The sequence below is a fragment of the Psychrobacter sp. 72-O-c genome (genome assembly GCF_904846605.1).
In the GTDB taxonomy this organism is placed as follows: domain Bacteria; phylum Pseudomonadota; class Gammaproteobacteria; order Pseudomonadales; family Moraxellaceae; genus Psychrobacter.
The window spans coordinates 56,309-80,179 of sequence record NZ_CAJHBI010000010.1; the positions used below are offsets into that span (position 1 = coordinate 56,309).

A 23,871-nucleotide genomic window follows, 5' to 3' on the forward strand; every position below is an offset into this window, starting at 1 on the left:
ACAAAAGTAAAAATGACAAAGGTGACGATGGGCATGACCAAACTGAGCACAAAAAAGACAGTTCCTGCGTATCAACGCATTAAAAATGCAATATTAGATAATATTCATCGCGGCAAGTGGCAAGCAGGCGAGGCCATCTCTACAGAAATGGCGTTAGCTGAGCAGTTTGGAGTCTCGAGAATGACCGTGAATCGAGCCTTAAAAGAGTTAAGCGAAGAACGAGTATTAGAGCGTCGACAAGGATCAGGAACTTTCGTAGCACAGCAACAGTTTAATCATACCTTCGTTGAAGTACGTAACATTGCGCAGGACTTAAAGTCAGCGAATCGTGATTATCAAGCGCGGGTGGTGAGTAAACGCAGTATCACCGCTAGCATGCTTGATGAGCGCCTACGCCGTAAGTTTGATATCGATGTGCCGAAAGTTTTACCTACAGGGCAAGCGCTTAACAATCAACTAGATAACGATGATGCGCCTGTTCTATATGAAGTAAAGATTATTCACTTTGCCGATGGTCAGCCGATTCAGTTTGAAGAGCGCTGGGTCGATGCGATAAAAGTCCCGAAGTTCATCGAGCAGGACTTTAGTATTGTTAATACTAGCGATTACTTAATTGCCAAAATTCCACTTGAGCGCGGCAGTTATACTATTCGAGCATTGGCTGCACCGGAAGAAATCGCCCATGCTTTACAGGTTGAGGCGCAGTCACCAACCTTAGTGCTCAGCCGGCAGACATATTCATCAGGTCAAGTATTGACTTTTGTCAAGATGTGGCATGCAGGCGATCGGTATCAATTCTCAGGGGAGCTATAATATTCTTACGCATGCTCACTGTTTTTGTACGTTCCTTCTATCTCAATCGCGATAGTATAGACACAGTCGATCACATTCGTTTTTAAAGTATTTAACCTTAAAACTTACCATCAGAACTTGCCACTCTAAAAATTGCCGTCTCAAAAACAGCTTTAATGTTAAAACTAGCATTGAAAAGTATAGATTTAATCCTCAAATCAAGCAGCCAAAAGCAAATATAATCAATTGAATAAAATATAATAAATTTAATAGAATAAGACCCGTAGCTCATATTTTGCTGCTAAATCTACTTGTTGTATCTACATCTTAGTAGTTATTTATCTCTGCTACTCGCACTATCTACTCATCCGTATACACTCGAATAAGGACCTCTTATGAAACGTCGCGCCCTGTTAACCCTAGCTGTTAGCGCTCTTTTGCTTACGGCTTGTAGTCAGTCTAATACTGACGATGCTAATACTAATGCTGATAATACCGCTGGTGGCTCAGATTTGCTTCAGCGTATCAATAATGGCGGTACTATTAACGTCGGTACCGAAGGCACTTATCCGCCGTTCACTTATCATGATGTGTCCGGTGAGCTTACCGGTTATGACGTCGAGGTGACGCGTGCCGTTGCTGATAAATTAGGCGTAACGGTTGATTTCAAAGAAACTCAGTGGGATGCGATGCTGGCGGGTCTGGATTCGAAGCGCTTTGATATGGTAGCCAACCAAGTCAGCTTGACCACGCCTGAGCGCTTGGCGAAGTACGATAAAGCGACCGCCTATAGCTGGTCAGGGGCGGTTGCGCTTGCACCAACCGATGACAACCGTTATAGCTCATGGGAGGCATTAAAAGGTCTGCGTTCAGCCCAGTCGCTTTCGAGCAATTATGGTGAGCTGGCAGAACGCTACGGCGCAGAAATCGTTCCTGTTGATGGGATGGCGCAGGCGATACAATTGGTCAAACAGGATCGCGCTGACTTCACCATGAACGATAATCTTGCGGTGTTGGATTATCTTAAAAAGTTCCCAGACAGTAGCCTTGAGATTAAACTGGTCGCGCCAGCAAGTGAAAAGCGTGGTTCTGGTCTGGTACTTCTTAAAGGCGATGATGCGGTAGTGGCAAAACTTGACGAAGCTATGGCTGCGCTGCAAGCTGATGGTACATTGACTAAGCTTAGTAATACCTTCTTTGGTGCTGATATAAGCAAACAAGACTGATGACAGTTTCTATAACGTCAATGTTAGCTGAATTCTTAGCACTATTGCCATTTATGAGCCCTGATCGGGCGCATATTGTCATCACCTCGTTTTGGCCGATGCTTAAAGGTGGTATTTATTACTCGATACCGCTAGCATTAATCTCCTTTGCAATAGGAATGTGTATTGCCTTGAGTGTGGCGCTGATTCGTATCGTGCCGCGTGTTAGCTGGTGGCATGAGATTATTTATCGCCTCGCGCGAATTTATGTCTCTGCCATACGCGGCACGCCGATGTTGGTGCAGCTGTTTATTATCTTCTATGGTCTGCCTAGCATAGGACTTAAGCTCGATCCATTTCCATCAGCAATTATTGCTTTTTCACTTAATATTGGTGCTTATGCGTCAGAGACTGTGCGCGCGTCTATTTTGTCCATTCCAAAAGGACAGTGGGAAGCTGGCTCGACAGTCGGGCTAACTTATCTACAAACCTTTCGACATGTGATTTTGCCACAAGCGCTCAGGGTATCGGTACCGCCGTTATCCAATACCTTTATTAGTCTGGTAAAAGACACGTCTTTAGCGTCCTTAGTGTTGGTCACTGAGCTGTTTAAGCAGGCGCAAATTATCACCGCGCGTAACTATGAGTTTATGCTGGTCTATACTGAAGCGGCGGTTATCTATTGGGGTATTTGTTTGTTCCTAACCTTTATCCAAGGCAGGCTTGAGACCAGACTTGATCGCTATGTTGCCAAATAAACCATTTACCATCCCCACTGTATTGCTAATAATGTATTCGCTATAATCAAGATACGCACAATAATCAAGATACGCGCAATAGGAATTTTTATGATTCAAGTCAACAATATTCACAAAGCCTTTGGTAGCAATCAAGTGCTTAAAGGCATTGATTTGACCATTCATAAAGGTAAGGTGGTGGTTATACTCGGGCCGTCGGGTTCAGGAAAAACAACATTTCTGCGCTGTCTAAATGCGCTCGAAATTCCTGATCAAGGCGTCATTGCCTTTGATGATGGCAGCTTAACAGTAGACTTCGTCACTAAGCCTAAGAAGAAAACCTTATTAGCGTTACAACGTAAGTCGGGTATGGTATTTCAGTCCTATAATTTATTTCCGCATAAGACCGCACTCGAGAACTTAACCTTAGGGCCCGTAGTGGTACAAGGTAAAAGTAAAGCAGAAGGTCGCAAACAAGCATTGGCACTACTTGCAAAAGTGGGCTTGTCGGACAAAGCTGATTTATATCCTTTTCAGTTATCTGGCGGTCAGCAGCAGCGGATTGGTATTGCTCGTGCACTCGCTATCGAGCCTTCGTTACTATTATTTGATGAGCCGACCTCAGCGCTGGATCCAGAGTTAGTGCAATACGTCTTAACCACCATGAAGCAGCTGGCGTCTGAGGGCTGGACAATGGTGGTGGTTACCCACGAGATTAACTTTGCTCGTGATGTGGCTGATCATGTGGTACTCATTGAGGATGGGCACATAGTTGAAGAAGGTAGCGCTGAGCAAATGTTTGAGCTATCAACGCATCCGCGCACGCAGGCGTTCTTACAGCGTATTGAACAATAACTGAAAAGTAGTAATTGAACCATTCACCGTCGTAGTAGTTGCCAAAAAAGCCTTTTATTCATATAAATAGAAGGCTTTTTTATTACAAGTAATAAATGACATATTCGAATTAACGATTATGCCTCTATATTGCTTATCGTGTTGGGCGAATAAACGGCATATGTCTATTCACGTCTTTATATAGTAAGTATCTAAATGGACCAGGTCCGCCGGCGTAACAAGATTGTGGGCAAAATGCGCGCAGCCACATAAAATCACCCGCCTCAACTTCTACCCATTCACCGTTTAAGTGATATACGGCTTTACCTTCTAGTACATACAAACCATGTTCCATAACATGAGTTTCATCAAATGGAATCACGCCACCTGGCTGGAAAGTGACTATATTCACATGCATGTCGTGACGCATATCAGACTGCTCTGTAAACCTAGTGGTTGCCCATACGCCCCCTGTGTTCGGCATCTCAATAGCTTCAACATCGTGATCGCTTGTTACAAAGGGTTCGGGCGCATCAATACCTTCTACAAATTGATAAGCTTTGCGGATCCAATGAAATTTAACGTGCTTGCTACTGTTGTTTTTTAACGTCCATTTACATCCCGGCGGTAAGAAAGCATAGCCACCCGCTTCAAGATGATGCGATTCACCTTCTATAGTCATATCCATTTCACCTTCAACGATGAATACAACACCTTCGGCCTTTGCATCTAGCTCAGGTTTTTCTGAGCCGCCATTAGGCTCAACTTCGACGATATACTGTGAGAAGGTTTCTGAAAAACCGGTTAAAGGACGTGCAAGCACCCACATCCGCATTCCTTCCCAAAAAGGTAAATAGCTAATAACAATGTCGGTTAGTACACGTTTGGGAATAATCGCATAACCCTCGGTGAAGATAGCGCGATCGGATAGTAACTGTGTTTGCGGAGGCAATCCGCCAGTTGGTGCGTAATAAGTACTTTTTGTAGACATTGTTAATGCTCCTTAGTGGTTTTGTGCTGCGATAAATTTGTGTCTGAACCTTTGATTTTGAATCGTGGAGCAAAGGTTCAGTAATTATCTTAAAGTGCTTGGCTGGGATTTCCCTTTAAACACTAAATCAAGTGCAGCTTGAAAGGCTAAGCTATTGTCAAAATCGTTAGACGTTAGACATAGCTCGGTAGTTTGGATCGTCTTTATTTTGTGTATCGACAACTGCTGCCAGCATACTTTTTAGAACACCACCAAAATTATTAATCATCTGACTATAGCGACTAAGCTTGCTTTGCTACTTGAGCATTAGGCTTAGGTTGTTCGCTTTCTAACTCAACGCAAACATTCCAATCGCCGATATCAAGCTCATAGCAGTTCTTGCCTTCGCCATTGATGCGATCAATCACTAAAAAATCACAGTCTTTGCCAAGGGCTAATAGCGGATGATGCCAGACATTAGGGTCATACTGCACGCCTTGATGCGACTTGGCATAGAATACCGTCAAGTCATCCGCAGACTTTGGCGGCTCACCAGCTTTGGCAACAATGACGACATAGTCCTGACCATTCATCGAAAAGAACGCTTGCGACCCAAACGGATGATATTCCATCACTGATAAAGCAATAGGGCATTCACGCATCTTGGCACGGAAGATACTCATCCCAACCGTACCACCGTCAAGTGATGCTTCAGCAATAGCGTGATGGCGACAGGCATAGCCATTATTAATATGAAAGCAGTTTTCAGGCGTTTCTTCATCCTTGCCATACGGTTCGATTACCGTACCATATGGTGTAAATTCAGCCTTGGTCAAAGGCTTGGCAATGATTGTGGTGGTCATGAGTTCACCTTTAGGTTAGTTAGCAATGTCATTTATTTAGTTGTTTTAGCAACTTATTAAGTTATAGATCATCAGTAGTCGATAACGGAGTTACGGTTCTTCGAGTTTTTATTCGTGAGCGTTTGTACTTGCGCTGCACGATTGTTACGGTTAGGCAGTTTAGCCACAGTTTCCTGCACATATTATTAAACGATCAGACCAAGTATCGCCAATACTGGCTTATTTGAACTAAGCCAATAGGGACACAAGATGTCGTTTTTGAGCAATTGGATCACTGAAGCAATAAACTGTCTAGGGTTACATCCAGTCTGCGGTGTTGTCTGCAGTCGCTGGATGATTTTCATACCAGTGCTTAGCGATTTCATCGCGGCGGCATACCCAAACATCGGGCTTACTGGTAATATATTTTAAAAATTGCTTGAGGGCTGGAATACGACCAGCACGACCGATCATCCGGCAGTGTAGACCGATGGTCAGCATTTTTGGCGTATGTGCGCCTTCTTCATATAAGGTATCAAAACTGTCTTTTAAATATTGATAAAAAGGTTCGGCGTGGGTAAATCCAGGACTTGAGGCAAAACGCATATCGTTGGTTTCAAGCGTGTAGGGGATAACTAGGTGCGGCTTGCGAGTGATACTGCTGCCGTCTTGTACTTTGACATTGAGCCAGTAGGGTAGCTCATCAGCGTAAGAGTCGGAGTCATAAATATAACCGCCTTGTTCGGCGACCAGCTCACGCGTGTTGGGGCTATCACGTCCAGTGTACCAGCCTAATGGCTGTCCGCCAAGCATCCGATCAAAGATTTTAGTGGCAGCGCGAACATGCTCACGTTCGGTCTCACGATACATATACTGATAGGTAATCCAGCGTAGACCATGACTGGCTACTTCATGACCATCTTCTAATACGCGCTCGATAATATGCGGTGTTTTTTCCGCAGCAGCGGCGCAAGTAAAGGTGGTGATGGGTAGGCCATATTCTTTAAATACGTCAAGGACGCGCCAAACACCAACACGGCTACCATATTCAAATGCAGACTCAATAGACTGGTGGCGGTTGGTAAACTCAGGTGTGCCTAGGACATCCGATAAAAAACGCTCAGATTGACCGTCACCGTGAATGACACTGTTTTCTGCGCCTTCTTCAATATTCAGTACAAACTGAACCGCAATTTTTGCACCGCCTGGCCAGTTTGCTTTCGGTGGATTATCGCCATAGCCTTTTAGGTCGCGAGGATAAGCGTCCTGATCAAAATCACTGGTGATTTTCTGGGTCATTGTAAAGGTTCCTTTATAACTTAAAGAGTAACTTAAAGAGTAACTTAAAGCGAAATAAAATAACTTATAGAAAAATAAGGTGAAGCGAGATAAGGTGGAGAAGTATCAAGAAAAGCCAGGAATAGCTTGTTAGCGTATCAATATAATATGAAGCACGCGGCAACCTAAATCGGTCTGGCCGCGTGCTTGACATCAGCTGTCAAGCTATAGCTTTGAAGAATAATAGCTATGACTAATTATAGTCCTGAAGTATACGATAACACCTGCTGACGTTCTTCATCAGTCATCTGAGTGATGTTACCAAGTGGCATATAGCCTGTTTGTACCGCAGTCAGGATTTTGGCCTTATGGGCTTTCATATCTTCTGGCGTCTGCAAAATAATGCCAGCGGGTGGAGCGGCAAAACCTTCCTGAGTAGGCTGAGCGGCATGACAAGTACTGCAGCGTGTCTGCACGATGCCCATAATGGCATCATCAGCTGAGGCGGCAACGGGCACGGCTCCAGCAGTTGCCATGTCTGTATTAGCGTCAGCCCCTGGTGGCGTATCCGTCGGAGCATCAGCTACCGGAACAACCGCGACTACTGGAGAAGCCGGTAGCGGCTCAATCGGTGCTGGACGCATCCAAATGATTAATAGTACCGTTGCTATCGCAGGAATTACTAAGAAACGTGGCTTGCTGTGACCCAAATGCTTTTGGTTAAAGTAGTGACGAACGGTTGCGGTAATGATACCGACAAATACTAATACCAACCAACCATGGGCATGCGAATACATCATTGGATAATGGTTACTAATCATGGTAAAGATTAGCGGTAAGGTAAAGTAGTTATTCATGAGCGAGCGGTTTTTGGCCATCAGCGCCAAGTCTGCTACTTCTTTACCTGGTTTGACACCGCGGCGTACGCAATCTACGAGTGCACGCTGAGCAGGCATAATTCCAAAGAAGACGTTACCTGCCATTACGGTACCTAGGATGGCACCGATATGGATAAAGGCGGCACGATCACTAAACAGTTGGTAAGAACCCCAAGTGGCAATAATCAATAAAATAAAGATAAGCGAGCTAAAAATTAGCGCGTTTTTGCCCAAGCGGCTACGGACAATGACTTCATAAACAAAGTAACTGCCGAATAAGAAGAGTAAGCTGGTGGCAATAGCGCCAGTATTAGTAAATGCAACTTTGCTTGGATCAATCAGATATGCTGTTGCATTGGCATAATAGACGATAGACAACAAGACCGCACCAGTCAGCCAAGTGGTATAGGCTTCCCATTTAAACCAATGTAGCGTCTTTGGCATCTCTTCCGGTTCGAGCTTGTATTTGGCAATTTCGTAAAAACCACCACCATGTACCGCCCATAAGTCGCCTGAAATGCCTTTGTCGGTTTTCCACTGTGGCGGCTTGCGTAAGCTGAGATCTAGCCATACAAAATAAAATGAAGCACCAATCCATGCCACCCCAGCGATGACGTGGAACCAGCGAAAAAATAGACTTAGCCATTCGAGAAAATATGCGCCCATGCGGTAAGTGTCCTTTTTTATTACTATGTCTTGGTAACTCGTAACGACTTTTGCTCACCTTCATTGTTATACAAGACTGTCGTACAAAAAATGAAGATACAAGGTAGTGATACTAGCGTTATAGGTGTGATGTTAAACAGCTGACGTCATTGTCGACCGCTTACCGTTTAAAGCACTCGCAGCCTTATACATAAGGCTGCGAGTAATAAATCTTTTGATAACAAAGCTACGAGCCACGATAGGTGCTGTAGGCATGTGCGCTTAACAGTAGCGGCACGTGATAATGACTGGCATCGCTTACCACAAAATCAATCACAACTTGCGGATAAAAAGCCGTCAGTTGTTGGGCGTCAAAATAAGATTGGGTGTCAAAGGTCAAAGTATAACGACCAGTGCTTAAGTTACATTCAGCGCTATCGACAGCCGCATCGAACTGCCAGCTGTCTGGTGTGACGCGGCCATCGTTATTAGTGGTGCCATTGGCTAATAAAGTCGCTTCACCGTTAACTGTAACGCGATGTAGGGTAACGGCTATATCAGCGGCAGGCTTGCCAAGATGAGTGTCTAAAATATGTGAGGATAAGGTGGCGGACATAATGCTTCCTTTGTATTGTATTTTATAAAATGATTGAATAAAGTAACTAAAATAAGTGTCTGAAATAAGCAATTAAAGTGAATAGCTAAGATAAGTAACTAAAATAAACAGCTAGCGACGATTTAATTTAAGCTTGGCCAAAGAGTTTATTTAAACGTAAACGAGTGATTTTGTTTTGTTCAGTAGCGGCATTGGCAAGCTCAGCTTTACGGTCATTCGGTAAACGTGCCAGCAATAAATCAAGCATTTGCTGCGCGCTCTTGCCAGTTGCAAAGACAATAAAAATAAAACCAAACTTGTCGAGATAATCTTGATTGCCTTGTGCTAAACCTTCAAGTACTTGGTCTTCGGCATCGTTTGCACCTGACTGTTCATGGGCCGCGCTATCTTGAGTATTGCGATACTTCTCTTTTAGAGAGTCCACATTACCGATTTGTGGATGACCGTCAAAGGCTTCTAGTAAATCTGCCTCGCTCGTTTGTACCTTATCCCATACTTCATCACTACTGGTTAGTAGCGTATCCATATCAGTAAACGGACGGGCGCTAGCAAGCTTATGCGCCCAGCTGGTACTGGTGCAACAGGTTAGTAGTTGTGAGGTTACATCCGCTTGAGTAAGTTCGTTGAATTGCTGTAAAGTTAAGCTCACGATGACATCCTTTTCTTTTATGGTAAAAGCCCGATTTTGACCATTAGAGATTATCGGGCAATGACGTTGTGATAATATCCATTTTATTTAATATTTCTTTTGGCTATATTTTTTACTGGTACTTTGCATTGAGTCCAAACTTTAATAGCTGATGTTCTTTATTCCAATGCCCTTTATTTCAAGATTGTGGCCACTATTATAATGAAACAGCTATGATGGCTAAGCACTATTGATTGAATTTAACGCGTGCGATTAAAGAGAATACTAAAACTGTGACCTAACAAATCACATGCTAAAGTGATATTAATTAAATCGTATTTGGTTTATATTGTCTATTGTGCTAAAACTTGACTATTTGGTCAACTATATTATACAAAAACTTTCCATTTGTCGTGCTATGTTCCATAAAAAGCTGTATTTATTACAATTTTTATAGTCAAACTAGAATAATACCTTTATAAGGCAGTCAAGCGTAAGCCATATCACAGTGTGTTTTGCGAGGCTACAAACGTAATGGTTTTATAGTAGACAGGCTACAGTTGGAATATAGTGTAATTTTTATTAAATTTTCCTAACGGCTTAAATTATGACTGCTATAGTTCAAAATAAGAAAAAAGCTGACTTGTCCAGCTCTGAATTACCAACACATCGCACTCAACAAGATATTCGCGCTCATAATCAGGCGCTTATTTTGACCGCTGCTGAAGAAGAGTTCGTGCTGCAAAGCTATCGCGGTGCCACCATGCAGGGTATTGCTGATCGGGCAGGCTTACCAAAAGCCAATATCCATTATTACTTTAAAAATAAAAAAAACTTATATAAGATCGTACTGCGCTCTATTATTCAGGAGTGGAATGAAGGCTTAATTACCATGACCGTGGACAGTGATCCCAAAACGGTCATTGAAAAGTTTGTCCGGACTAAGCTACATCAAGCCTTTGCTCATCCCAACCGTCATAAGCTTTTTGCGGTTGAAGTTATTGGCGGCGCACCACATTTGCACGACTTTATGTCAACGACTATGAAAGAGTGGGCGCTTGATAAGGCGCAAGTGATGAAAATATGGCATGAGCAAGGCAAAATTGGAATTGCTGACCCTTTGCAACTACTGATTCTAATTTGGGCAACGACCCAGCGCTATGCTGAATTTGAAACTGAAATCGTAGGTCTCTTAGAAAGAGACGCTTACGATAAACAAGACGAAGCGCGTGCTGCTGACTTCTTAGTGCCTTTTATCTTACGCGGCTGTGGACTTGAATAATGTTGTCATAAGTCCACAACGACGCGCTTATCTACGACCAGTTCAAATCACGCTTAAGGCGTGATTAATTTATGATAATAAATAGTTGAAGATATTTATTATGGCGCACGATGGTCAGATAAAATAACTACCGCGCTCATAAAATCGCCTTAACGATACAGCCATACCCGTGTCTGTCCAGCCTAAGAGGCCTTTTCGAGGGGCTTTAAGCCATCATCAGCATGTTGCTCGGCCGTATCAAACTCAACACCATAGTTCTTCGGTAAAATCATATCAAGAGTGATAGCGACGATGCCTGACATAGTAACCGCTGAGCCAAAGATATTACGGAACAGCTGCGGTGTTTGTGCGAAGACATCAGGAACAAAAGCAATACCCATAGATAGACCTAGCGAGGTCGCAATAATTAAGATATTACGATGGGTAAAGTTCACTGTTGATAGAATACGAATACCAGCGGTCGCCACGGTTGCAAACATCAACAGCGTCACACCGCCAACAACGGGCTTTGGCAACTGAGTAAAGATGGCGCCGAGGATAGGGAATAAACCCATAGTGAATAAGATAGCCGCCACATAAAAGCCCACATAGCGGCTGGCGATACCAGTCATCTGAATCACGCCGTTATTCTGGCTAAAGGTCGTCACTGGAAAAGTGTTGAATACCGCGGCAATCAAAGAGTTGACACCATCCCCTAATACACCGCCTTTAATACGTTTTTCGTATAAAGGCCCTTTGATAGGTTCGCCTGAAATCATTGAGGTAGCGGTTAAGTCACCTGAGGTCTCAATACTAGTAATGATATACATAAAGGCAATAGGAATAAAAGCCTGCCAGTCAAAACCAAAACCAAATTTAAAGGGCACTGGTACGGTAAAGATAGCGGCTTCAGAAACTAATGATAAATCAATACGTCCCATAAACATCGCCGCTATCAAACCCAGCATCAGACCAATAAATATAGCACTAGAGCGAATGACTTTATTATTAACGATACTGATCAATACCACACTTATCAGTACACCACCACCCAGTAATAGATTCTCCATACTACCAAAGTCCTCAGCACCCACGCCGCCTGCCAAATCGGTTAGACCTACTTTGGTTAATGACAGACCAATTGTGACGATGACGCAACCGGTAACGATAGGGCTCATCAAGGATTTAAGTTTAGTGATAAATTGGCTTAAGAAAATCTCAACGAATGCTCCGAGAAACGAGACGCCGAAGATGACTGAGAGGATTTCTTCAGGACTACCTCCCCGATTTTTTACCACAAAACCGGCGGCAAGTACCGCTGCTAAGAAACCAAAGCTGGTTCCTTGTAGTGCCATAAGGCCTGAACCTACAGGCCCAACCTTGCGAGTCTGAATAAAGGTTGCAACCCCCGATACCATCAAAGACATGCTGATGAGGTAGGGAATGTGTTCCCCTAGACCCAATGCGCCGCCGATAATCAACGAAGGGGTAATAACACCGACAAAAGCGGCAAGGACGTGCTGTATTGCGCCTAAAAATGCTTTTATAGGGGTGGGACGGTCATGCAGTCCGTATAATAAATCAGGGTTTCCTTGAGTGTCTTCACTCATAACGGCTTTCTCCTAGAGTAACTTTTCAGTCCTATCTGTGCTGAAGGTCCCGGATAACATGACAAATTTATAGGTCGATATTAATTTACGTTTCAACATCTAGCCTACTGTATTGTCTGTTCATCTAACCTTATAACTATCCAATCTTATAGATTCAGCAAAGATACGCACTTTTCCTTGTGCTAATGAATAAAGATAACGAATGATTATCGGCTATTTGCATTGATCATCGTAGATTAAAACCTGACTAAATAGTCAGCTATTATGTAGGGTATAGTGAAAGCGACAGCCATTGCAATGTTTTTTTTAGTTTATAAGCGTTTAATTTTAAAAAAAGCATTTAATATCAACATCTAGTAAAAGCTAAGCTGTATATATAATATTATATAACTCCTATAAATATAATGAATAATATGAAAAATACTCAATGGATAAACGTATTAGCAGCGCCAAATAAATGATAAATACCATAGATATTGAGCACATTTAGACAATCAGTAGACTTTACATAGCTTAAAATTAATTAAGTAAATGTTGCTATAAGTACACTTGAGTCAGGTTTAGTAATTGAAAATGTCCGTATAATGACAATGAAGTGATAAACGATGTTCAGAAGCAAAGTAATAAAATTGAAGAAGAGCAATAAAAAAATAATTAGTATTGATAATCGTTATCGTTTGTATTAATATCAAGCCACTTTGAATTAGGTTAGCTATTAGGGTGTTATGGGCTCAACGAATTTTAACGCACCGCCTTTTAAATTGACACTGACTGCGATTGGCGCGGTCGTGGCGCTACACGTGCTTGCGGCAATGGCGCTGACAATGGTAAGTACGCCTGAACCGGTCGTCAAGCCGATCAAAACCACACTGCCTATCGAAATTCAGCTAGTAACACTGCCTGCTGAGATTGAAAAGACTGAAATAAAAGCAGAGGAAATGGCGCCTACAAAAGCGCTTAAACCTCAGACGAAACCTGCTGCTGTACCCGAATCCAAGCCTAGAGAAAAACCTCAAACAAGCAAAACAGCTCAGCCTGAAGTAAAGCCTAAGCCGCCTGTCACAGCTCCAGAAAAACCAGCACCAACAGAACCGGCCACAAAAACTATAAAGACCAAAAATAAGACGCAACCTGACACACCTAAAGCCAGTAACAACGAACCTTTTAGACATGAAATAAAACGGCAGCAGTCAATGTCGACTATTCAAGCAGATGACGTGATTGACACTAATGAACGTAAAATGTTGGCAGCACAAGCTGAAAAGGCTGCCCAACAAGCCCATATTAAAGCTATGCGAGACGCTCAAGCGGCAGAGGATGCTAAGGCAGCACGCGCGGCGCAAGCAGTAGAAAATGCCACCCAAAAGGTTAAAGCTGATACTGAGTCAAAGGCGGCGAAAGAAGCAGAAGCCGCTGCTCGTACTAAGGTTGCTGCCGCTGCAAATAACACACCAGTCAACTTTAATGCTAGTAATGCCAATTGGACAGCAAAGCCTAACTTTAGCTTTCCTGATCGCGCCAAACGCAGTGCTAGATCGGGCGATACTTTTAACGTGGTATTGCTATTAAGAGTCAATAAACAAGGCGGTATTGATAGCGTACGCTTAGCGCAGTCTTCTGGTAATGCGGCATTAGACAGAGAGGCTCAGCGGCAAGTACGTTCTGGTAGGTTTCAACCGTTTATGAAAAATGGTGTACCAGTCGTAGGTAACGTGACCTTGCCCATCGACTATGTAGTACCTTAAGAGCTGATTATTTGTAAAAATATCTGTCTATAATATTTTCGCGATAAGACGCAAATACTGTAATTGCAGCAGCATTGGTTAACAAAAGTCAGATAATAAAAGTTAGTTAATACAAATTAAGCAATAAAATAAAACATTAAGGAGTCTGACATGGACTTTGCAAACTACTGGCAATTAAGCGATTTGGTGACCAAAAGCCTATTTTTCTTGTTGCTGGCTTTATCCATCTTATCTTGGGTAACAGGCATTATTTGCGTATTTCAAAGTCGCAAACTAGCAATCAGTGTTGCCGATGATTTGAGTCAGCAGATTCAAGCGAAGCGTCCTGAACTGACTAATACCGACGCTGCGAGCCGTCGTTTAGTCACCGAGCAGGTATTGTTAAAACATATCGGACGTTATCGCTATGCCAGTGAGCGCGGATTGCCTATCTTAGGAACAACTGCAGCGATCGCTCCGTTTATCGGACTGTTCGGTACGGTATGGGGGATTTTCCATGCGCTACGTAATATCGGAATGAGTGGGCAAGCGGGATTGGGACAAGTGGCAGGTCCGGTTGGTGAGGCGCTGATTATGACGGGTTTGGGAATTGCGGTCGCTATTCCAGCCGTGGTGTTTTATAACCTAGCAGTGCGAATCAATCGACGTGTAATGTACCAAGCGAACGATAGAGCCCATGACTTATTGGCAGAATCTGCCGAGCTGTCGTCCGCTCAAACAGCCGCTCACACATCCATTAGCAGCGCCGTTGATGAGCCAGCCACCACCACCGAGCAGACCCGGTCAGGAACGGGTTATAACCCAGATCAACAAAAGACTAAGCCAGAAGAACATTATCAACGTTCCGCCACATCGCAACTGTAGACTGTGTTTGTTAATAAAGTCCTGAGTCAAATTAGAATAAAGCTAAAAACAAGCCACAGCTTGCTAACCGTATTGAGAATAACTACAAGTATTGAGGATAATAATGGCATTTCAATTAGGTGATGATGACGCGCAAAGTATGAATGAGATGAACCTCATTCCGCTTATCGATGTGATGCTGGTATTGATGATTATCTTTTTATTGACCGCGACCGTTCTCAATCCAACAGTACCTTTAGATTTGCCCAAAACCAGTGCGGTAGTCAATAAGACGCCGCCAGAAGTGATTCAAATCAGTATTGATAAAGATGCCGGTATCTTTTGGGATAGCGATCCTATTAGCATAGAGGAGCTAGAGGTGCGGCTGCAACAACAGAGTGCGAATGGCAAAGACCCTGCTATTCAGCTGCGTGCGGACAAAGAAAGCAAATACGATACGGTGGCACAAGTATTAGCCTCTGCCAGTCAGGCAGGACTGAGCAAAATTGCCTTCGTAAATGAATAACTCTTCATATAGACAAGCCAATTGAAATAAGTAAGTCAACTATAATAATAAGCTAGCCACATAAATTAGCCCTGCTATTAATAGAAAAATAACCAAGACAATAAGAAAAATAAATAAAATAATAAAACTTACCTCCAGCCTTGCATGGGTAACCTTGCGAGGTTTTCTTTATTCTATTTTAGGCTTTTACCACCCATAACCAAAGGGGCGATAACCGTAACCAAGGCGCCTATTTCCGTAGCCAAAAGGATGTGGCGAATAGTACGGTGAGCGTAAGCTATCGATATCGCGTTGGCGGATATAGTAGTAGCGCCCTTGTGAGTAGGCCTCTTCTAATTTGCTAATCCCTTCAAGTGGACAGACAGGCTGCCAATCATAACCTTCACGGCCGATCTTATAAGCATTAAGCTCGGTACAGTAGTTTTTGAGGCCTTGCTGGCGACCTTGTTCCCACTGGATACGATTGGGGGTAGCGCCGACCACGCTAGCGCAACTATTGGTATAGTGACCAAAGTAGGCGCCTGAGCGCCCCCGTATCCCATCAGCATAACCAACTTCTTGCCAGTTGCTGGCTTGACATTGCTCTGGTGTCAGGCTTTGAGTCGTTGCACAGCCCGATAACATAAATAACGCTGCTGCCATTACTGATAAAGCAGAAGTGGATTTAAGGGCTAAAGAGGGAGACATGGCGTTCAATTTTGGAAGATAAGACATAATAAACCTGCGCGCGTTTAAAATTATGGTTTATCATAGCACTTTTTTATGTCAGCTATTTTTTACAACTTGTTATTATTTTTATTTTACCCTACGCTAAGTTGTTGATATAAAATCATAAATACTAAGTATACTACTGACTAGTTTGCTCTCTTTCAAGCCGATCAGCTTGATTTATAATCATTCGTGCTCATTATGAGTATGCTTTATCATTTTTTAATTCAGCTACAAGGTCAAATTGTCATGGGTGTATGGATTGCCGTTGCCATTGTACTATTCGTATTAGGGAGTATGATGGCGCTCAAACCTAGCGGTATCGATCAGCGTTTGGATAAGCTGCGTATGACCGCGCGCCGTCTACAGTTGAATCCGAAGCTAGTTGCCTGCCCGGATTGGGTCAGAGGTAAAGACAACGAATATGGTCGCGGAATGCTGGGTCAATATGGACTCGTACTGGACAATGTACAGTTGCCGCATACTCGCTATCGAGTGATTGATGGACAATGGCGACCAGATAATGATGCTACAAGCGTTACGAGTGTTACCACTAAGGCTAATGCCAACACCACAATATTGCCTGCTAGTTTTAATCTGGATAAAGCACCATTGGCACTACCAGCATCGATTGAGCCATCCGTAAAAGCCTTATTAATTAAGGCCAATAGCATCGTGGTTTATTGGGAAGATATCGCTTATGTGCGTCCATTGACCAATCCATATTATAAGTCTGCTGAGATTGAACCGGACTTGTTGGCACTCAAAACGCAGATGGAGCAATGGGCGCTACAACTGCAGGCCAGTTCTCGTAGCACTGCTAAATTAAATACTGGTATTGAGTTAAATAAAATGTTGAATCAAGATCTCTAATATAAGCACTAAGCATAAAGGTATTTGCCATAAGGGTGCAAAGCGTCTTTTTAGCCTATTCTAATAGGTGAATTGCGCACGATGTTTAACTGATTTTGCACTATCGCTTGATTTTTACAGTTGACAGCTCAACTCTTAGCAGTGTAACGTCTTTACAAGTTTACATCTGTTTTGTACTTATTGTATGTTTTATGACCGATTTTTATTGATAAGTGCCTCTAAAACAACTCGCTTAGCGGCAATAAGACGCATAGTTAAAATAAATAGTACCAATAAATCGCTACGCTGCTAACTTCTTATTCGAATTTAATCCATTTATTATGGTGTCGTCACACATGGCAAAAACCACAAGTAAAAAAAGCTCAACTTCCGCTGACCCTGCTGTCAAAGGCTCCAAGGGTAAGTCTTTGGTGATTGTCGAATCACCTGCTAAGGCAAAAACAATTAACAAATACCTTGGTGATGATTTTATCGTGCGCTCCAGTATTGGACATGTACGAGACTTACCGGTGGGTGCGAGCAAAGGTGCTAAGAAGCCTGCCACCACTAAAAAAGATGAGAGCCTAACCAAAGAAGAAAAAACCCAGCAAGCACTGGTACGGCGTATGGGTGTTGATCCTGAGCATAACTGGGCGGCAGTCTATGAAGTACTACCGAACAAAACCAAAGTTATTAAAGAGCTAAAAGCCTTAGCCAAAGACGCGGATAAAATCTATCTGGCAACGGATATGGATAGAGAAGGGGAAGCCATCGCTTGGCATCTAAAAGAAGTTATCGGCGGCGCAGATAGTAAGTATGAGCGGGTGGTATTCAATGAGATTACCAAATCTGCTATTCAAAATGCTTTTAAGCAGCCATCAAAACTCGATATTGACCGAGTTAATGCGCAGCAAGCGCGGCGATTTTTGGATCGAGTGGTTGGTTTTATGGTGTCGCCACTACTGTGGCAAAAGGTTGCTCGTGGTCTGTCCGCAGGGCGCGTACAGTCGGTAGCTATGCGGCTAGTGGTTGAGCGTGAACATGAAATTCGCGCTTTTATTCCTGAAGAATATTGGCAGATTTTTGCAGATACTCATACAGCAGACAGTGCAAAAGATGCTGAGCAAATCGCTATTCGCTTAGAAGCTACTAAACAAGGTGGCAAAACCCTTAAGTTGGGTAATAAAGAACAAACTGATAAAGTACTAGACGTACTAAAATCAGCAAGCTATTTAGTCAAAGAGCGCGAAGAGAAACCAACGCAATCGCGTCCAAGCGCCCCATTTATTACCTCGACATTACAACAAGCGGCCAGCACACGTTTGGGATTTTCCGTGAAAAAGACCATGATTTTGGCGCAGCGTCTGTATGAAGCGGGTCATATCACCTATATGCGTACTGACTCGACCTTTTTATCGGGTGATGCTCTAGCGGCTGTTCGTGGTTATCTGGAAGACAGCTTTGGTGCTAAATATGTACCAGAAAAACCGAACTTTTATGGTAACAAACAAAACGCGCAAGAGGCGCATGAAGCCATTCGTCCTTCTAACGTCAATATGAAATCTACCCAGCTTAAAGGGGTGGAGCGTGATGCCATTCGTCTCTATGAGCTCATCTGGCGGCAGTTTGTCGCTTGTCAGATGCCGCCAGCAAAATATCTGTCGGTCAATTTATTTGTGGCAGCAGGTGATGTTGAGTTAAAAGCTCGCGGTCGTACTATGACCTTTGATGGCTATACTAAAGTACAAGCACCCGCAAAAACGGATGATACTTTATTACCGGATGTAAAAAAAGGCGATGAGCTCATTTTGGACGAGCTTGATCCGAGCCAGCACTTTACTAAGCCGGCACCGCGCTATACCGAAGCCAGTCTGGTCAAAGAGATGGAGAAGAAAGGCATTGGTCGTCCATCGACGTATGCCTCAATCATCTCAACCATTCAAGATCGCGGTTATGTGAAGTTAGAGAACAAGCGCTTATTTGCTGAAAAGATGGGTGATATCGTCACCGATAGATTAACGGCAAGCTTCCCAGACTTGATGGACTATACCTTTACCGCTGCGTTAGAGGACAAGCTGGATTATGTTGCATCTGGCGAGCAAGATTGGAAAGATGTTCTAGATAACTTCTACGGTGACTTTAAGATTAAGCTCAATCATGCCAAAGATAAAGACGGCATGCGACCTAATGATCCGACTGACGTTCCTGATGTGCATTGCGATTTGTGCGACCGTCCTATGCAATTACGGACGGGCTCAACGGGTGTATTCTTAGGTTGTACCGGCTACAACTTACCGCCTAAAGAGCGTTGTAAAGGCACTAAGAACTTAATGCCGGTCGAAGCTTTTGCCAATCTTGATGATCCAGAAGGCGATGACGAAGCGGCTGAAGTCAGAGATTTGATGGAGAAAAAGCGCTGCCCGAAATGTGGTACTGCAATGAATGGTTATATCGTTGACGGCGGCCTTAAGCTGCATGTTTGTGGTAATAGTCCTGATTGTGATGGTTATGTCTTAGAAGAAGGTAAGTTCGAAGTTCCTGGCTCTGATTCTCCAACGATCGATTGTAATAAGTGCGATGGACAGATGGAGCTGAAGACCGGACGCTTCGGTCCTTACTTTGCTTGCCAAAACTGTGACAATACTCGCAAGGTGCTCAAAACGGGTGAGGCTGCACCGCCACGTATGGATCCAATCCACATGCCAGATCTAAAATCAGTCAAGCATGAGGATTATTTTATCTTACGTGAAGGGGCGGCTGGCATGTTCTTAGCGGCGTCTAAGTTCCCTAAAGTACGCGAAACACGTGCGCCAAAACTGGCTGAGCTGCGGGCTATCAAAGATAAAATGGAAGATAAGTTTCAGTATCTGTTCGAGGGACCCGACGAAGATCCTGATGGTAACCCAACTATCCTACGCTGGTCACGTAAGAAAAAAGAGCAATATATCGGATCTGAGAAAAACGGCAAAGCTTCACGTTGGGGCGTGTACTGGCGTAAGGGCGAGTGGGTAGAAGAATAGTCTTAGTTTTTCAAAACGGAGTTTTTTAAGACTCAGTTTCTATCTTTAATATACTTCATCTAATATTTTTACCAAACAAAAAAACCTCTTAGCATCTAAGAGGTTTTTTTTATGTTTTTTAATAAGATTTAAGCTTAAAGGTTATTAGTTCTTCTCGATGATACCGCAAGCAATACGATCACCGGATGCGCCCGATGGTTGACTGGTGTAATCATCTGCACCAGCATGAACGATAAAGGCAAGACGATTGACGCTGTATTTACCGGCTTCAGCAGCAGAGATTTTCTTGTTCACGTAATTGATAGTAGCAATACCATCTTCATTCGCTGTTAAGTTCGGTAAGTCACCCGCATGACCATTCATATCGTCAGGGTTTGAGTGTGGGTTATTGTCTGGATTAAAATGACCACCTGCCGCCTTACCCATGTCGGCGCAGCTACCTGTTTCATGGATGTGCAATGCGACTGTGTTACCTGGCTGCATGTTCATAAGCTTGCCATAGACTTGGACACCGCCATCGACAGGGCGCAAATAAAGCTGACCTACTTCACGCTGATCTTTATCTGTGGTTTCAAGCGTTGATTTTAGCGCTGGCTGGCTTAATGGGTTACCAGTTTTCAGCTGACCAATTGTACTTTGGCAACCAGTTATTGCTAAAGCAGAACCACATACTAGGGCGCTCGCAAGCATAATCTTTTTCATTGTTATCTCCAATTATATTTAACGTTTGTATTTAACTTTCATATCTGTAGTTGTATTTAAACTTGCTATAACTTTTGTCAAACTCGCAATTAGTATAGCTAAGCATTGAGCTTATATATTTATTAGAAGCGCAACAAAGCGTTAATATATGTAAGTCATCGATAACATATAAACAGAGGGCTTTAACAATTCTTTAAGTTGAGATAATGAAATAAAGCAGTTGAATGAGTAACAGTGAGACGGTAACGCTTGATAAAACAGGCGAACATACCATTCGAGTCTTACAGCCACGTAATCAAGCGCGTGAGAGTAACGAGCCCAAGCCTTACTATTCAACCAGCCTAGTGAACAACTCAAATAATAAACAAAAAAAGACCGCAATATAATTGCAGTCTTCTTTATATAAGTTACCTGTCAGTATTAAGCTTATTTAAAACATTAGCTATGTAATGTTTTCTTAGTAGTAGTATCTACGGTAACTTTAGCAGGCTTAAGTGGCGTTGGCATACTTACCAATGCGACTTTTAATATCTCATCAATCGTTGCTACTGGCTGAATGGTCAGACCCGCTTTCACGTTATCAGGGATGTCTACTAGATCGCGCTCGTTACTGGCTGGAATCAATACGTGCTTGATACCGCCGCGATGGGCTGCCAATAGCTTCTCTTTAAGACCACCGATGCGTAGTATTTTACCGCGTAAGGTTATCTCACCGGTCATGGCGATATCTGGGCGAATGGCAATACCGGTCAAGGCCGAGACTAATGCTGTGGTTAATGCACCGCCAGCAGAAGGACCATCTTTTGGCGTTGCGCCTTCTGGCATATGCACATGGATATCAGTAGTTTTGACCGTTTCATAGTCAATACCTAAACTTTCACCGCGAGCACGAACCACACTCATGGCAGCGCGAATAGATTCTTTCATCACGTCGCCCAGCGAGCCGGTAAAGCTAAGCTCACCCTTACCTTTCATGGCCACGGCTTCAATGGTAAGCAGTTCGCCACCCACTTGAGTCCATGCTAGACCAGTAATTCTACCAATCTCTGGTTCCTCTTCCGCCAGACCATAGTCATACTGATGTACGCCGAGGTAATCGTCAATATTAGTATCATCAACCGTTACTAGCTTCCGCTCATCTTTTTTCGGTGCACGTGCGCCATGAGCTTCGACTGAGCCGCGAACGATCTTACGACAGATTTTATTGACTTCACGCTCAAGGTTACGCACACCCGCTTCACGCGTATAGCTACGCACGATGCTGTGTAATGCTGCCTCGACAATCTCAATCTCGCCTTCTTTAAGACCGTTTTGCTTGATGGCTTTTGGCACTAGATATTTATGGGCAATATTAACTTTTTCTTCTTCGGTATAACCCGGCAAGCGAATAACTTCCATCCGGTCAAGAAGCGCTGGTGGAATATCCATGCTGTTAGCAGTACAGATAAACATCACTTGTGATAAATCTAAGTCCATATCCAAATAATGATCATTAAACTTGTCGTTTTGTGAGGGATCTAATACTTCTAGCAAGGCTGATGCTGGATCACCGCGGAAGTCTTGCGCCATTTTATCGACTTCATCTAATAAGAATAGCGGGTTTTTGACTTCTGCTTTGGCGAGCGACTGAACAATTTTACCGGGCATTGCGCCGATATAAGTACGGCGATGACCACGGATTTCTGCTTCATCACGGACGCCGCCAAGCGCCATACGTACAAACTTACGACCAGTTGCGCGAGCGATTGACTCACCAAGCGAAGTTTTACCAACACCTGGAGGACCGACGAGACATAGAATCGGGCCACGAAGTTTTTTCACTCGTGATTGTACGGCTAAGTATTCTAAGATGCGGTCTTTGACATCTTGTAAGCCGTAATGATCTTCATCTAAGGTAGTTTTGGCTTTCTCTAAATTAATCGATACTTTAGTCGTCGCATTCCACGGCGTGTCTAAAATCCATTCAATATAGTTGCGTACTACAGAAGACTCAGAAGAAGCCGGTGGCATCATTTTGAGCTTTTTAAACTCTTGCTCTGCTTTTTTGCGCACATCGTCTGGCAAATCCGCTTCTTCAAGACGTTGCTCAAGCTCGCCAACATCGTCGTCACTATCAAACGCGCCGTCATTCATATCTGACAGCTCGTTTTTAATAGCTTTCAGCTTCTCATTTAAGAAGTACTCGCGCTGATTGTCTTCCATTTGCTGACGAACAGCATCTTGAATATCTTGTTCGATATTCTGTTCAGCACTTTGTTTAACCAGATATTCTGTCAGCGTATTGATGTGGTTTTTTAGATCATCATTTTCTAAAAATGATTGTTTGATATCAAGATCCATTGACACGCGGGTCGATATAAAATATACCAGCTCAAGCAAATCATCGATACGGTTAGCCACGCGAGTTAGCTCACGTGCATTACGCAAACGGGCTTCGGCATAACTTTCAAATAAGCTGGTTAGCGCTTTCATGGTGTTTTTTTGTTGGCTGTCGTCCATTTCAACGCTGATATCAGCACGCTCAAAGCTCGCCATCAGTAGCTCATCATGCTCTTCTAGGGTATCGACACGCGCACGATATTGACCTTCGATAAGGACTTTAATGCAGTTTTCATCGCTGTCATGTGGCATCGTGCTAACGATGCGACAAACGGTGCCATATTGATATAAGTTATTGTGATCAATATCTTCGGTCAATGAGTCTTTTTGGGCGACGACTAGTACTTTATTGCCATACTCAGCCTGTGCAAGCTCAACCGCTTTAACGGAAGGGGCACGTCCGACGAACAATGCGATTTGCATATGCGGATAGACAACCACGTCTCTTAGCGCGAGTAGGGGCAGATAGCTGTCTACCTCATCAGCCGACGTAGTGTCTGAATCGTCTTCCGGTTTTGCGTCTTTTATTAAATCAGCCGACATTTCAGAGCCAGCATTTTCTTGCTCAGTGGCTTCTGTTTCGACGCCTTCTTGCTGAACGTTCTCTTGTTCAACGCTTTCTTGTTCAAGGTCGTCTTTTTTTGGCGTATTTTCGTTATTACTCATAATTATCCTTTCCTCGTTAACCAGACTTGTAAAGTCAAGTTCGTGGCTCATGTTTAGATAAATGGTGTCCCCATAAAAAATTGCAAGGCTTGCTATTCAACAGGACAGAAAATAGTGTGCGTCCGTCATGCGGC

General features: G+C 43.4%; 21 protein-coding genes. 11 read left to right on the top strand and 10 right to left on the bottom strand.

Features of this window, described 5'->3' with window-relative positions:
* Positions 1-27 precede the first annotated feature (27 nt).
* The 4 genes from JMX97_RS05215 (at position 28) to JMX97_RS05230 (ending at position 3,589) form a co-directional block, all read left to right on the top strand.
* Positions 28-813, top strand: coding sequence for a UTRA domain-containing protein (locus tag JMX97_RS05215; RefSeq protein ID WP_413786394.1), 786 nt, complete (start codon positions 28-30; stop codon positions 811-813).
* A gap of 374 nt (positions 814-1,187) precedes the next feature.
* The gene (locus JMX97_RS05220) at positions 1,188-2,018 is read left to right on the top strand and encodes an amino acid ABC transporter substrate-binding protein (protein ID WP_201555936.1); all 831 of its coding nucleotides are present in this window, start codon (positions 1,188-1,190) and stop codon (positions 2,016-2,018) included.
* A 53-nt stretch (positions 2,019-2,071) separates the two neighbouring features.
* On the top strand, positions 2,072-2,755 hold the full coding sequence (locus JMX97_RS05225) for an amino acid ABC transporter permease (RefSeq protein WP_201556032.1): 684 nt from the start codon (positions 2,072-2,074) through the stop codon (positions 2,753-2,755).
* A gap of 90 nt (positions 2,756-2,845) precedes the next feature.
* Positions 2,846-3,589, top strand: coding sequence for an amino acid ABC transporter ATP-binding protein (locus tag JMX97_RS05230; RefSeq protein ID WP_201555938.1), 744 nt, complete (start codon positions 2,846-2,848; stop codon positions 3,587-3,589).
* Between the two features lie 133 nt (positions 3,590-3,722).
* On the opposite strand, the gene JMX97_RS05235 is transcribed toward JMX97_RS05230, so the two are convergent.
* The 6 genes from JMX97_RS05235 to uraD form a co-directional block, all read right to left on the bottom strand.
* Positions 3,723-4,559 carry a bifunctional allantoicase/(S)-ureidoglycine aminohydrolase gene (locus tag JMX97_RS05235; RefSeq protein ID WP_201555940.1) on the bottom strand — a complete coding sequence of 279 codons (837 nt, stop codon included), beginning with the start codon at positions 4,557-4,559 and terminating at the stop codon, positions 3,723-3,725.
* A 281-nt stretch (positions 4,560-4,840) separates the two neighbouring features.
* The gene (locus JMX97_RS05240; protein ID WP_201555942.1) at positions 4,841-5,401 is read right to left on the bottom strand and encodes an ureidoglycolate lyase; all 561 of its coding nucleotides are present in this window, start codon (positions 5,399-5,401) and stop codon (positions 4,841-4,843) included.
* A 297-nt stretch (positions 5,402-5,698) separates the two neighbouring features.
* Positions 5,699-6,679 (bottom strand): allantoinase PuuE, encoded by a 981-nt coding sequence (gene puuE / locus JMX97_RS05245; RefSeq protein WP_201555949.1) that lies wholly within the window; start codon positions 6,677-6,679, stop codon positions 5,699-5,701.
* 236 nt (positions 6,680-6,915) lie between these two features.
* Complete coding sequence (locus JMX97_RS05250; RefSeq protein WP_201555951.1) at positions 6,916-8,202, bottom strand: urate hydroxylase PuuD; 1,287 nt, start codon at positions 8,200-8,202, stop codon at positions 6,916-6,918.
* A gap of 226 nt (positions 8,203-8,428) precedes the next feature.
* The gene (gene uraH / locus JMX97_RS05255; RefSeq protein ID WP_201555959.1) at positions 8,429-8,797 is read right to left on the bottom strand and encodes a hydroxyisourate hydrolase; all 369 of its coding nucleotides are present in this window, start codon (positions 8,795-8,797) and stop codon (positions 8,429-8,431) included.
* Positions 8,798-8,924: 127 nt separating this feature from the next.
* Positions 8,925-9,446, bottom strand: a complete 522-nt coding sequence (uraD, locus tag JMX97_RS05260; RefSeq protein ID WP_201555961.1) for a 2-oxo-4-hydroxy-4-carboxy-5-ureidoimidazoline decarboxylase — start codon at positions 9,444-9,446, stop codon at positions 8,925-8,927.
* 586 nt (positions 9,447-10,032) lie between these two features.
* Here uraD and JMX97_RS05265 point away from each other — a divergent pair.
* On the top strand, positions 10,033-10,707 hold the full coding sequence (locus JMX97_RS05265; protein WP_201555963.1) for a TetR/AcrR family transcriptional regulator: 675 nt from the start codon (positions 10,033-10,035) through the stop codon (positions 10,705-10,707).
* 182 nt (positions 10,708-10,889) lie between these two features.
* On the opposite strand, the gene JMX97_RS05270 is transcribed toward JMX97_RS05265, so the two are convergent.
* Positions 10,890-12,296 (bottom strand): nucleobase:cation symporter-2 family protein, encoded by a 1,407-nt coding sequence (locus JMX97_RS05270; protein WP_201555965.1) that lies wholly within the window; start codon positions 12,294-12,296, stop codon positions 10,890-10,892.
* A gap of 725 nt (positions 12,297-13,021) precedes the next feature.
* Here JMX97_RS05270 and JMX97_RS05275 point away from each other — a divergent pair.
* From JMX97_RS05275 to JMX97_RS05285, 3 genes are all read left to right on the top strand, one after another.
* Complete coding sequence (locus tag JMX97_RS05275; protein WP_201555968.1) at positions 13,022-14,041, top strand: energy transducer TonB; 1,020 nt, start codon at positions 13,022-13,024, stop codon at positions 14,039-14,041.
* 150 nt (positions 14,042-14,191) lie between these two features.
* Positions 14,192-14,905: a MotA/TolQ/ExbB proton channel family protein gene (locus JMX97_RS05280; protein WP_201555970.1), complete on the top strand. Its 714-nt coding sequence runs from the start codon at positions 14,192-14,194 to the stop codon at positions 14,903-14,905.
* Between the two features lie 103 nt (positions 14,906-15,008).
* Positions 15,009-15,410, top strand: a complete 402-nt coding sequence (locus JMX97_RS05285; protein ID WP_201555972.1) for an ExbD/TolR family protein — start codon at positions 15,009-15,011, stop codon at positions 15,408-15,410.
* A gap of 186 nt (positions 15,411-15,596) precedes the next feature.
* Here the strand turns inward: JMX97_RS05285 and JMX97_RS05290 are convergent, their stop codons facing one another.
* On the bottom strand, positions 15,597-16,097 hold the full coding sequence (locus JMX97_RS05290; RefSeq protein ID WP_201555973.1) for a DUF2799 domain-containing protein: 501 nt from the start codon (positions 16,095-16,097) through the stop codon (positions 15,597-15,599).
* Positions 16,098-16,367: 270 nt separating this feature from the next.
* On the opposite strand from JMX97_RS05290, the gene JMX97_RS05295 reads away from it, so the two are divergent.
* Both JMX97_RS05295 and topA read left to right on the top strand, forming a co-directional pair.
* Complete coding sequence (locus JMX97_RS05295) at positions 16,368-16,991, top strand: hypothetical protein (protein WP_201556038.1); 624 nt, start codon at positions 16,368-16,370, stop codon at positions 16,989-16,991.
* A gap of 335 nt (positions 16,992-17,326) precedes the next feature.
* The gene (topA, locus tag JMX97_RS05300) at positions 17,327-19,990 is read left to right on the top strand and encodes a type I DNA topoisomerase (RefSeq protein ID WP_201555975.1); all 2,664 of its coding nucleotides are present in this window, start codon (positions 17,327-17,329) and stop codon (positions 19,988-19,990) included.
* 144 nt (positions 19,991-20,134) lie between these two features.
* On the opposite strand, the gene JMX97_RS05305 is transcribed toward topA, so the two are convergent.
* Positions 20,135-20,692: a superoxide dismutase family protein gene (locus JMX97_RS05305; protein WP_201555978.1), complete on the bottom strand. Its 558-nt coding sequence runs from the start codon at positions 20,690-20,692 to the stop codon at positions 20,135-20,137.
* Positions 20,693-20,916: 224 nt separating this feature from the next.
* Between JMX97_RS05305 and JMX97_RS05310 the strand changes: the two genes are divergently transcribed.
* Positions 20,917-21,078 carry a hypothetical protein gene (locus tag JMX97_RS05310; protein ID WP_201555979.1) on the top strand — a complete coding sequence of 54 codons (162 nt, stop codon included), beginning with the start codon at positions 20,917-20,919 and terminating at the stop codon, positions 21,076-21,078.
* Between the two features lie 52 nt (positions 21,079-21,130).
* Here the strand turns inward: JMX97_RS05310 and lon are convergent, their stop codons facing one another.
* Complete coding sequence (lon, locus tag JMX97_RS05315; protein WP_413786395.1) at positions 21,131-23,614, bottom strand: endopeptidase La; 2,484 nt, start codon at positions 23,612-23,614, stop codon at positions 21,131-21,133.
* Between the last annotated feature and the right edge of the window lie 257 nt (positions 23,615-23,871).